Genomic DNA, 10,695 nt, shown 5'->3' on the forward strand with positions numbered 1-10,695 from the left:
TCCCGCTCCCGCCGTCGTGGCTCCCACCCCCGAAGGGCGGGTTCCTGAGTGGCCCTCCGCCGCCGAGACCCGCGAGGATCCGGGGATCGAGTTGCGGGAGCTGGCCGGCGAGACCTGGATCGAGGCCGCCCCCCAAGGCAGGCCCACGCTGCTCGCCACCGCCTGCGCCGCCGCCGGTTTCACCCCGCGCACCGGCCTCCGGGTAGCCGAATGGTCGGGAAAGTTCGGATTCGTCGCCGCCGGCCTGGGCGTGACCCTGGTGCCCGAGCTGGCCGCCCGCGCCGTCCCCGCCGATGTGGTGCTGCGCCCGCTGAGGGCCGGACAGGCCCCCGCACGCACGGTGTACGCGGCGCTCCCGGAGGTCGCGCTACCCGCCGCGCTGGCCCTCGTCGAGATGCTGGGACAATGGGAGGTGTGTACGACGGTTTCGCCCACTTAGGGCACACACTCGCGACGGGGCTTCGCGACGTGACGACCGACCTCGCCGCCCTCGACGGCGAGGGTTGGTGGGCTGTCGTCGTCGACTACGAGGGCAAGGTGACGTGCGCCAGGTTCGACCACGTACGTCCCGCGCCCCTGCCTGCCCCGGCCGGCGATTGGCACGGTCCACGTCCCGATCAGTGGCGCAGCTCGCTCGACCGGGCCGCCTACGAGCGCGGCGTCCGGGCCATCCGCGACTACATCGAGCAGGGCGAGGTCTACCAGGCGAACCTTTGCCGAATCCTGACCGCGCCGATCCCGCACGACGCCGACCCGCTCGCGCTCGCCGCCCGGCTGGCCGAGGGCAACCCCGCGCCGTACGCGGCCGTCATCCGGGTGCCCGGGCTGAGCGTGGTGTCCGCCTCGCCCGAGCTGTACCTGTCGCGCGACGGCGACGTGATCGAGTCCCGGCCGATCAAGGGCACCGGCGTCACCGCCGACGACCTGCTGGAGAAGGACTACGCGGAGAACGTCATGATCGTCGACCTGGTCCGTAACGACCTGGGCAGGGTCGCCCAGGTCGGCTCGGTCGAGGTGCCGGCGTTGTGCGCGGTCGAGGAGCATCCGGGGCTGGTCCACCTGGTTTCGACCGTTCGCGCCAGGCTCGCCCCCGATGCCGGCTGGCCGGAGCTGTTCGCCGCGACGTTCCCGCCGGGCTCGGTCACCGGCGCGCCGAAGTCGTCGGCCCTGCGCATCATCAATGAGCTCGAACCGGAGCCGCGCGGCCCGTACTGTGGGGCCGTCGGCTGGGTCGACGCCGACCGGGGGAGGGCGGCGCTGGCCGTCGGCATCAGAACCTTCTGGATCTCGGGCCACGAGATCCGCTTCGGCACGGGCGCGGGCATCACCTGGGGCAGCGACCCCGAGCGCGAATGGCTCGAAACCGAGCTGAAGGCAGCAAGACTCATCACATTGGCATCCACAGGAGGAGCTCCATGAACATCCCTGTCTGGGTCAACGGGGAACTGATCGACCCCACGCAGGCCACCGTCTCGGTCTTCGACCACGGACTGATGGTCGGCGACGGCGTCTTCGAGACCATCAAGATCGTGAACGGCGAGTCGTTCGCGCTCACCAGGCACCTCGACCGGCTCGCGCTCTCGGCCCAGCGCATGGACCTGCCCGAGCCCGACCTGGCGGCCATCGCCGACGGCGTGGCCAAGTGCCTGGCCGCCGCCCCCGCCTGGGCGCTCGGCCGCATCCGCATCACCTACACCAGCGGCCCGGGCCCGCTCGGCTCCGACCGCGGCGACCAGGGCACCACCGCCGTGGTGATCGTGGACGAGCAGAAGCCGTTCCCGGCGACCGCGAACGTGGCGGTCGTCCCGTGGCCGCGCAACGAGCGCGGCGCCCTGTCGGGTGTCAAGAGCACCTCGTACGGCGACAACGCCAAGGCCCTGCTGCACGCCAAGAGGCGCGGCGGCGGCGAGGCCATCTTCGGCAACCTGGCGGGGAACCTGTGCGAGGGCACCGGCTCCAACATCTTCATCGTCCGCGACGGCCGGCTGCTCACCCCGACGCTCGACTCCGGCTGCCTGGCGGGCGTGACCAGGGCGCTGGTGCTCGAATGGTTCGGCGCCGAGGAGGTGGACGTCCCGCTGTCGGCCCTGTACGAGGCCGAGGAGGCGTTCCTCACCTCCACCACCCGCGACGTCCAGCCGATCAAGCTGGTCGACGACACCGAGCTTCCCGTCGCCCCCGGCCCGATCACCACCAAGGCCATGCGGGTCTTCGCCGAGCGCTCGGCCGCGGATCTGAATCCGTAGCCAGTAGTCTCAGCCTCATCACTGATCTTGTGAGGCATTCGTGGTTGCTGGTCCGCTCCGTCCGGGCGATCCGTCCGTCATGGGTCCCTACCGTCTCGTCGGCCGTCTCGGACAGGGCGGCCAGGGTGTGGTCTACCTCGGCGAGGACGCCGGCGGCGGGCGGGCCGCGATCAAGGTGATGAACGGCGGCATCGACCGGAGCTTCGCCCGCGAACTGGCCGCCGCGCGCAAGGTGAACGAGTTCTGCACCGCCCGCGTGCTCGTCGCCGACCTCGACCACGAGCCGCCGTACGTGGTCAGCGAGTACATCGAGGGCCCGGCCCTGGCCGGGGTGGCGCCGCTGCGCGGGGCGGCGCTGACCCGGCTGGCCATCGGCACCGCCACCGCCCTGGCCGCCATCCACCGGGCCGGGGTGGTGCACCGCGACTTCAAGCCGGGCAACGTGCTCATGGGCCAGGACGGGCCGCGGGTGATCGACTTCGGCATCGCCAGGATCGCCGACGCCACCGCCACCCGGGGCGGGGCCGTGGGGACACCGCCGTACATGTCGCCCGAGCAGTTCTCCGGCGACCCGGTCGGCCCCGCCTCGGACGTGTTCGCCTGGGGCGCGACGATGACGTTCGCCGGGACCGGGCGGCCGCCGTTCGGGCAGGAGGCGTTCGCCGCGGTGGCGTACCGGATCCTGCACGGCGAGCCCGATCTGGGCGATCTGCCCGAGCCGCTGCGGTCGATCGTCGCGCGCTGCCTGGCCAAGGATCCCGCGCTGCGGCCCAGCGCCAGAGACGTGCTGCTCGACCTGCTGGAGATGGGGGCCCAAGGGGACCCGCGAGGCGGCGCCGCGGATGATCCGCTGGCCCGCGGCGCGGCACTGGCGGCCACCTCGGGCGATCCAGGACGCACGCCCCAGGGCCCGCCGCGGCGGGCGTCGGAGCACAGGCCGGAGCCGGTACCGGAGGACCTGTCACGGCGGTCGCCGGAGCACCTGCCGCAGGGGGAGTCGGAGCACCTGCCGCAGCGGGTCTCGCGGCGAAAGGCGCTGCTCGGGGCGGGGGCGGCGCTCGGCGCGGCGGCGGTGGCCGGCGGGGTGCTGTGGTGGCGCGGCGTACTGCCGGGCGACGCCCGTCCCGGCGACGGCGGCACGTCGGCGGCGACGGGCGGCTCGTCCGCCCCCGGTGACGCGCCCACCGGTGACGCGCCCACCCGGGACGCGGCCCAGGCTTCAGGAAGCGAGTCCGCCCGGGCCGAGCCGTCCGAGTCCGAGCAGCCCGAGCCGTCCGTCACCGCGCCGCCCGGCGACGGCACGCGGATCGCCATCGCCGTCGAGGGCGCGCTCACCCTCACCCCGCTGGCCGACCTCTCCTTCCAGGGCGGCCTGACGCAGAGCTCGTTCGCGGCCGACGCGCGCGGCCGGATCGCCTACCGGTCCGACGTCGGGTTCAGCACGGGAAGTTGCGACTTCGCCGTCCGGATCGCACCGGACGAATCCGAATCGGACCCACCGGCGAACGTGACGATCCTCAGCACGGGCGACCAGTCGATGTTCATCGACGGCAAGCCGCACGAATCGGACACCACCCACCACATCAAGAGCTACGTGGACATGGTGGTCGTCATGGGCGGCTTAGGCGTCCTGCTGGACCTGGTGGCACGCACGCCGCAGGTGAACAAGGCGGACCGGCGCTACTCCGGCGGCCTGCCCACGCCGGAGGCGCCCGACCAGGTCAAGGGCGAGATCCTGCAACTGGCCGGCTGGAAGGACGAGCAGCTCAAAGGCACCAGGGTGACCTGGCGCCTGGAGCTCGACGAGCTGAACCGGCCCACGTCCTACCGGGTGGCCTGGTGGTACCAGGATCTCGCCTCCACGTTCACCTCGACGTACACGAAGTGGCGCGAAGGCGAGATCCGCAGGCCCTAGCCCTGGTAGCTCTTCTGGGTCTGGACGTTGAAGTCGTCCATCTTGACGCTCTTGGCCGGATCGGTCAGCGGGTCGTTGATCTCGATCACGTCCAGGCCCATCCGGATGTCGCTGCTGTAGATGTAGCCGTTGTAGTAGTACGCCGACCACGAGCCGCCGATGCCCTCGCCGGAGAACGGGCCGCGCTCGAAGTAGCCGATCTCCTTCGGGGCGCCGGAGTCGGTGAAGTCCCAGATCGACAGGCCGCCCTGGTACCAGGCCTGGACCATGATGTCCTTGCCGGGCACCGGGATCAGCGAGCCGTTGTGCGCCACGCAGTTCTCGCGCTCCTCCTGGTCACGCGGGATCTTGAAGTAGCCGCGCCGCTCCAGTTTGCCGTCCACCAGGTCGTAGACCGCGTCGGCGCCCTTGGTGCGCGGGGTGCGCCCGTCGCAGGTGGCCATCATGCCGCCGCCCAGCTCGTCGCCGAAGACGACCTTGGTGGCGTCGTTGTTGAAGGTGGCCGAGTGCCAGATCTGGAAGTTCTCCTTGTCGCGGATCTGCTGGAGCACCTTCGGGTTGACCGGGTCGGAGATGTCGAGCAGGACGCCGTCACCGAAGCAGGCGGCCGCGGCCAGCTTCTTCTCCGGGTAGGCGGTGATGTCGTGGCAGCCGGCGGCGAAGCTGTCCTTCTGGCTCTCCGGGAAGATATCCGGCGTCGCTACGACTTTTGCGGACTTGGGGTCCTTCGTGGGGATCTCTACGATCGAGATGATCTCGTGCGGCGGCGGGCAGGTCTCCGAGCCGGGGTCGGGGCCGGGGGAGGAGACGTACACGTAGAGCTTCTCGCCGTCCGGCACCATGGTGTGGGTGTGCGAGCCGCAGTCGGTCGCGACGGCGGAGACGTACTTGGGGCTCTTCTTGTCGCTGATGTCGAAGATGCGCAGCCCTTCCCACTTGCGCTCGCCCCCGGTGGCCCCGCACTCCTCGCCGGACTGCGGCTCGTCGATCGACAGGATCAGCAGGTCACCGTAGACCGAGACGTCGTTCTGCTGCGCCGGGCACGCCACCTGGCTGACGATCTTCGGCTTGGCCGGCTCGCTGATGTCGAAGATCGAGAAGCCGCCGAAGTTGCCCACGAACGCGTAGTCGCCCTGGAAGGCCAGGTCCGAGTTCCAGTCCTGGGGGCCGTCGAGCGGCGCGCTCAGCGGCACGTTCGCGACATGCTTCACGTTGTCGCTCATCTTGACGTCGCCGGTGTCCCCGCCGGCCGTGCCGGAGGCGCTGGACGTGCCGGACGGCTGCTCCGCCGGCGCGGACGTCACCCCGTCCGGCGCGGGCGTCACCCCCTGACCTCCCGCGCACGCGGACGCCAGCATCAGCGCCGCACACACCATCGCTCCGCGCACCTTGGCAGAGATCAACACGCGTCCCCTTTGTCTTGTAGCCCACTATGGAAGCTATGCCAGTAGGTTCGCGCTCGCGTACGCTCTTTGTCACAGTTCTGACGCCATTTGTGCTGGCTTCGACGTCATTGGCACTGGCCGCCTGCGCGCAGCAGCCGTCCGGGCCCGCGCCGATCGGCACGGACGCGCCCGTCCTGGTGCCCGGCGAGCCGGGCGCCACGGCGCGGACGGCGACCCCGGGGGAGCGCCTGAACCGGCCGCCGGCCGAGGCCGTGGCGGCGGACGTGCGCTTCGCCGAGGCGATGATCCCACATCACCGCCAGGCGCTGGAGATGACCTCGCTGGTGGACGCGCGCACCACGACCACGTCGATCCGCACCACCGCCGGCCAGATCGCGCTGGCCCAGCGGCCGGAGATCCGGCTCATGGCCGACTGGCTGACCAGGCTCGGCCGTCCCGTGCCTGGAGACCACGCGCACGGCGCCGGCCGGGACTACGGGATGGCGACCGCGGAGGAGCTGAACCGGCTGCGCGCGGCCCGCGGCCCGGCCTTCGACCGGCTGTTCCTGGAGCTGATGGTGCGCCATCACGAGGGCGCGGTGAAGATGGCGGGGGAGGAGCTGGCAGGCGGCCAGGACCAGGTGATGCGCCTGCTGGCCAGGGACGTCTCCACGGGGCAGACGGTGGAGATCGCCAGAATGAGAGACCTGCTCCGCTCCCTGACCTGATCACCCGGATATATCAAAAAGGCGCCCGCCACCTGGGGTGACGGACGCCTTTCCGACTGCCTATGACCCGATCATGACGGCCAGAGCATGTTGGTCAGCTCGGCGTCGAGATCCATGAAGTCGGTCTCGCGGCCCGCCGGCACCTTCTCGTACGTCCGGTGCAGGAACTCGGTGAGCGGGGCCAGCGGTACTTCGAAGAGCGCTTGACCGAACGGCGACGTCAGGCTGATGTGCAGCGTGCGTTCGCCGTCGGCGCGTGCGGGCCAGACCTGCACGTCGCCGTCGCCGACACGCCTCACGATGCCTACTGTCAGCAGTTCGCGAGCAAAGATCCACTCGACCGGCTCGTCGTTCCCTACGTGGAAAGCCATGCGGATGGCGTACGGATCGTCGGCTGTGTAACTCAGTCCGGCGAGCAGGGGGACGGTAGTACGGTCGGGGACCACAAGCCGAAGGCCAAGCTCGGCGGAGACGGTGGTGCTGTTCATCGTCAGCCAAACCTTTTCGTCGTAGGTCCCCTCTTCGGGGCTTTCACTGCTCTGACGGACTTCGTCCTGAGCTATGACGCGGAACGAAGAAACCTGTAGGAAAGATTCCGCTCCTAGGGCCTTCTGTAACGCACATCACAGGTGGACATTTAGGCATCTACCTGGCTAAACGGCATCAATCGGGTCGTATTTGCAAGGGTTTTGCGTGTTGTCGAGCCTGCCCCGGAGCGCTCACCAAGAACGTTTCCGGAGAAAAGATCGCGATAGGCGTCTTCCGGGACACGACGATGGTATGCCACCGACCGCTCGCGCCGATGGGCAACCGCCGCCTTTCTCTCAATCCTCCTCGATCCCCATCGGGTGCGGACCACCCGGACGCCGGGTGGATCATGCGGGGTCCGCACGGCCCGGACATCGGATGGATCACGTGGCGTCCGCAGGCCCCGGACCTCGGCCTGATCACAGCTGCTCCCGCAGGTAGTCGCGCAGGACCACGGCCTGGTTGTGCTCGGTGTCCTTGGCCCCGTACAGCAGCGTCACGGTCCCGCGCCGCGCGGCCGCGAGCAGGGGCTCCAGCTCTTCCCGATGCCCGTCGAGCTCCCGCCGGTAGCGCTCGGCGAACGCCTCGAACCGTTCCGGACGATGACCGAACCACTGGCGCAACTCGGTCGACGGCGCCACGTCACGCGGCCAGCCGTCCAGCGGCAGATCGTCCTTGCGCACGCCGCGCGGCCACATCCGGTCCACCAGGAACACCGCGCCGGTGGGGTCGCGGTGATCGTAGACCCGCTGGATCTCTATCGCACCCACACCTGCGGCCTACCCACCGGATGCCGATCGGAAGTCTCACCGCCGCGTGCTTTTACCGGACGCGGCGGCTTCGCCGCCGTGGGAATGGATCTCATGGCGGAGATCTGGGACGCGCGCCGAGAACGGGGAACGAACCACGGTAAGTGATCGTGTTCTCGCGAAGCGTTCATGACCTCGGGGGCTCAGATGAACGATCTACCACCGTCCGCGTTCATTCGTAGTGCGCCGTGCAAGCCGCGCTCGGTCCGCGTGCCGCTGGGCGTCACGCTCGCGCTGGCCGCCGCTCTGTGGATCAGCGGCAGCTCCGGCTACGCCGCCGGCCTGGCCGCCCAGGACGCTGACCACACCGCGCTCCGGCCGCCCGCCGCGTGCCCGGTCGTCCCGGCGATCGCGACGTCCACCGGGACGGTGACACCGAATCACCCGCCAGGCCAGCCCGCCCCAGCCCCACAAGGCCAGTCGGCACCAGCCTCGCAAGGCCAGTCGGCCGGCCAGGCCAACCTAACCCCGCAAGGGTGACGAACCACCCTCCGACGCGTCGGAGCCGGGCAGACTCCCGACGGGGGCGACCACCGTCCGCGTCCGCGGGCACGCCCACACGGCCGTGTCACCTTCGACCACGGCCGCCAGCGGATGGCCACCGGGATGCTCCGGACACTCCGGCCATACCGCCGGCAGCCCCTCCATCCACAGCGCGTGCACGGCCCATTCCTGGACCTGATCCGCGACGTCGGCCAGCTGCTCGGCGAGGTCACCGTCACGCGGGATCCGGACCCCCATCCCCGTGCCGTCCGGAGCGGAAAGCATGACGACAGGCCCATCCCAGCCGCCGCCACCAGCGACCTCTCCGACGTTCGGACGCACGGCGCAACTCGCGTGGAGATCCCGCAGCACGGTCAGCAACGTCGCAGGAAGAACCGCATCCATGCGCCGATCATCCCACCGGCCCGCCGCTTCGCCTTCAGGGACGCCCCCTCGGCCTCATCCCCAGGAATTCCCCTCGACGGTCAACGCGACGCGCCCGAGAGGATCGGCCTCGGAAAGCTCCGCCATGAACTCCTCGTCGGACAAGCCGGGCCGGCCGGACCGGCCGGAGGCCACCCCGAACTCGGCGTACCACTGCCGGCCGTCGTTCGTGGTCACGAAGAGGCGTTGATCGTCCCAGACCACGGTCGCCCGCGCGATCCGGCCCGCCCGCATCTCCCGTAGCGTGAAGGAGAGATCCCGCTCCTCGTGAGGGTCGTACGCCGAGACGGCCGTCACCACCCCCGCCAGGACGAGCGCGAGCGCCACCACGACCAGCAGCACGACGCGCGACCTCGAAAGACCACCCTTCGCCGCCAAGCGATTGATCACACCGCCGAGCATGGCACGCCCTCAATTCGAAGACACCGAAAACCGCCGAAGCCTCACCATCAACGCGAATCAAGCCGGCACGGGTGAGCTCCCACGCGCACAGGTCCCACAGGACGAGGGCGCTGAGAGGCTCCCCATCCGGCGCACCGGAATTCCGGGAAGGCGAAAGCGGCCTGCGGACAACAACACATTGACCGATGCCCCGCCGACCTCGAGGCCTGTGCATGAATGAGCCCCACCTGGCCGATCCCCCGGGCGACGCCCCACCATTGCAGGACGACGCCGTGGCGATCGAGCGGTCCTGGGACGAACCCGAGCACTTCGGCGCCGGCGTCGGCGTCGGCGCTGGTCTGGGCGCCTGGCAGGAGGAGCATCCGAATGACCAGGGCGGCGGCACATTCCTCATCGGCGGCGTCGGCCAGTTCACCTATCAGGAGCTCCAAGAGCTGCCCACCGACCCCGGAGAGCTGCGCGAGCTGCTGTGCGAAGGCTCGGCCAAGTTCATCGCGGGCGAGTCCGGAGCGCCGAGACGCTGCGACGGCCCCACAGGGGTGCTCGGCCGGGTCTTCTTCGCCCTCGTGGACACGCCCGTGCCGCCCAAGGTACGAGCCGGTCTCATACGCCTGATCACCGACTATCCCGGCGTACGGCGGCTGGGCGCCGTCACGGATCCGCTCGGCCGGCCAGCGGTCGGCCTCGCGGCCCCGTTCGACAGTGCCGAAGGCCGCGGGAAGATCCAGCGGGAGCTGCTCTTCGACCAGAAGACCGGCAAGGTCCTGGGCAGCCGTGACATCCAGCTCGAACCAGGCCCGGAAAGCCAGAAGTGACAGGTTCCCGGCCGAACGCTGAGCTACCGGACGGTCGTGGACTCGGGCTGGAGCGAAACCAAGCCCACCCCTCCCGGCTAGCGCAGCGGACCGCGCGGGCTCGACGGCTCCCGACATGGGAACGGCCCCATGATCACGGGGCCGTTCCTGTTCGATCTACCTCGCCAACGGTGTCCGTACTCGTACCGGAGGCTGGGACGCCGCCATGCCGCTCGGCCTCGCTTTAGTCGTACAGGGTGGTGCTCCGGTACCACACGGTGCCCGGGAAGCTGACCGACGATGTCTCGCCCACTCCCACGATCGGGCCGGACATGGCAACCCAGCCAACTGCGGGGTTCACGTGCACGCCGCTCACGTAAACCGCCTGCCTACCCGTCCCACCCGTGCACTTGCTGTAGACGACGTACCCCTGCTGCCAGGTGCTGCAGCCCGTTGGGGTGGCGTGGGCGGGGGACGCGGCGCCCACCAGCAGTGACGCGGTGAGCAGAGCGGTGGCGGATAAGGCGGTGGTCGCCCGGTTCATCTTCATGTGCTCTTCCCTTGGCTCCGAAGGGGCATGGGCACTTCCTTTAGGAAACTTTCCTAAAAACAAGATAAGCGCTGGACGATGCGAGTCAAGAACGTTCCGCCACTCATCTCGGAGCCGCACGGCGAGGCTTCCTCAACGCGTTCGGGAACGCCCCGGGACTACGCCACGGCTTCGTGTCACTCGGTTGGACACACAGAAGATCAAAAAGGCCGGTTCCAGAACTGGAACCGGCCTTTGAGCTGGTGGGCGATACTGGGATCGAACCAGTGACCTCTTCGGTGTGAACGAAGCGCTCTCCCGCTGAGCTAATCGCCCGCCCTGTCGGCTTCTTGCGGTGCCGACGGGGAAAACCATACCGCACATCGGCACCTCCTGGCGAAACGGAGGCGCGGTGGCGGGCCGGGGCAGGGG

The 10,695-nt window shown here is 69.8% G+C and carries 13 protein-coding genes and 1 tRNA gene; 7 read left to right on the forward strand and 7 right to left on the reverse strand.

Features of this window, described 5'->3' with window-relative positions:
* The 4 genes from HII36_RS49815 to HII36_RS49830 form a co-directional block, all read left to right on the forward strand.
* Positions 1 to 439: LysR substrate-binding domain-containing protein (locus HII36_RS49815; RefSeq protein ID WP_236004898.1), on the forward strand; the 439-nt coding region annotated here is incomplete at its 5' end.
* A 29-nt stretch (positions 440 to 468) separates the two neighbouring features.
* On the forward strand, positions 469 to 1,419 hold the full coding sequence (locus HII36_RS49820; RefSeq protein WP_328808255.1) for a chorismate-binding protein: 951 nt from the start codon (positions 469 to 471) through the stop codon (positions 1,417 to 1,419).
* The gene (locus HII36_RS49825; RefSeq protein ID WP_173530422.1) at positions 1,416 to 2,246 is read left to right on the forward strand and encodes an aminotransferase class IV; all 831 of its coding nucleotides are present in this window, start codon (positions 1,416 to 1,418) and stop codon (positions 2,244 to 2,246) included. The genes HII36_RS49820 and HII36_RS49825 overlap by 4 nt, the downstream gene beginning before the upstream one ends.
* Positions 2,247 to 2,325: 79 nt before the next feature.
* The gene (locus HII36_RS49830; RefSeq protein WP_173530423.1) at positions 2,326 to 4,161 is read left to right on the forward strand and encodes a serine/threonine protein kinase; all 1,836 of its coding nucleotides are present in this window, start codon (positions 2,326 to 2,328) and stop codon (positions 4,159 to 4,161) included.
* On the opposite strand, the gene HII36_RS49835 is transcribed toward HII36_RS49830, so the two are convergent.
* Positions 4,158 to 5,567, reverse strand: a complete 1,410-nt coding sequence (locus HII36_RS49835) for an LVIVD repeat-containing protein (RefSeq protein WP_328808256.1) — start codon at positions 5,565 to 5,567, stop codon at positions 4,158 to 4,160. The two genes, HII36_RS49830 and HII36_RS49835, sit on opposite strands and share 4 nt — an antisense overlap.
* A gap of 89 nt (positions 5,568 to 5,656) precedes the next feature.
* On the opposite strand from HII36_RS49835, the gene HII36_RS49840 reads away from it, so the two are divergent.
* Positions 5,657 to 6,274: a DUF305 domain-containing protein gene (locus HII36_RS49840; protein WP_173530424.1), complete on the forward strand. Its 618-nt coding sequence runs from the start codon at positions 5,657 to 5,659 to the stop codon at positions 6,272 to 6,274.
* A 71-nt stretch (positions 6,275 to 6,345) separates the two neighbouring features.
* On the opposite strand, the gene HII36_RS49845 is transcribed toward HII36_RS49840, so the two are convergent.
* Complete coding sequence (locus HII36_RS49845) at positions 6,346 to 6,762, reverse strand: SsgA family sporulation/cell division regulator (protein ID WP_020547189.1); 417 nt, start codon at positions 6,760 to 6,762, stop codon at positions 6,346 to 6,348.
* A gap of 459 nt (positions 6,763 to 7,221) precedes the next feature.
* Positions 7,222 to 7,572, reverse strand: a complete 351-nt coding sequence (locus HII36_RS49850; RefSeq protein WP_173530425.1) for a DUF488 domain-containing protein — start codon at positions 7,570 to 7,572, stop codon at positions 7,222 to 7,224.
* Between the two features lie 186 nt (positions 7,573 to 7,758).
* Here HII36_RS49850 and HII36_RS49855 point away from each other — a divergent pair, with 186 nt between their 5' ends.
* Positions 7,759 to 8,091 carry a hypothetical protein gene (locus HII36_RS49855; RefSeq protein ID WP_173530426.1) on the forward strand — a complete coding sequence of 111 codons (333 nt, stop codon included), beginning with the start codon at positions 7,759 to 7,761 and terminating at the stop codon, positions 8,089 to 8,091.
* Here HII36_RS49855 and HII36_RS49860 read toward each other — a convergent pair.
* Both HII36_RS49860 and HII36_RS49865 read right to left on the reverse strand, forming a co-directional pair.
* A complete protein-coding gene (locus tag HII36_RS49860; protein ID WP_173530427.1) occupies positions 8,074 to 8,499 on the reverse strand; it encodes a hypothetical protein in 426 nt (141 codons plus the stop codon). The two genes, HII36_RS49855 and HII36_RS49860, sit on opposite strands and share 18 nt — an antisense overlap.
* Before the next feature lie 54 nt (positions 8,500 to 8,553).
* Positions 8,554 to 8,880 carry a hypothetical protein gene (locus tag HII36_RS49865; RefSeq protein WP_173530428.1) on the reverse strand — a complete coding sequence of 109 codons (327 nt, stop codon included), beginning with the start codon at positions 8,878 to 8,880 and terminating at the stop codon, positions 8,554 to 8,556.
* A gap of 272 nt (positions 8,881 to 9,152) precedes the next feature.
* On the opposite strand from HII36_RS49865, the gene HII36_RS49870 reads away from it, so the two are divergent.
* The gene (locus HII36_RS49870) at positions 9,153 to 9,755 is read left to right on the forward strand and encodes a hypothetical protein (RefSeq protein ID WP_173530429.1); all 603 of its coding nucleotides are present in this window, start codon (positions 9,153 to 9,155) and stop codon (positions 9,753 to 9,755) included.
* A 223-nt stretch (positions 9,756 to 9,978) separates the two neighbouring features.
* Here the strand turns inward: HII36_RS49870 and HII36_RS49875 are convergent, their stop codons facing one another.
* Together HII36_RS49875 and HII36_RS49880 are read right to left on the reverse strand one after the other, a co-directional pair.
* Positions 9,979 to 10,284 carry a hypothetical protein gene (locus HII36_RS49875; protein WP_173530430.1) on the reverse strand — a complete coding sequence of 102 codons (306 nt, stop codon included), beginning with the start codon at positions 10,282 to 10,284 and terminating at the stop codon, positions 9,979 to 9,981.
* A 240-nt stretch (positions 10,285 to 10,524) separates the two neighbouring features.
* A tRNA-Val gene (locus HII36_RS49880) sits at positions 10,525 to 10,599 on the reverse strand.
* Positions 10,600 to 10,695 lie beyond the last annotated feature (96 nt).

This window comes from Nonomuraea antri, assembly GCF_013283785.1.
Taxonomy (GTDB): domain Bacteria; phylum Actinomycetota; class Actinomycetes; order Streptosporangiales; family Streptosporangiaceae; genus Nonomuraea; species Nonomuraea antri.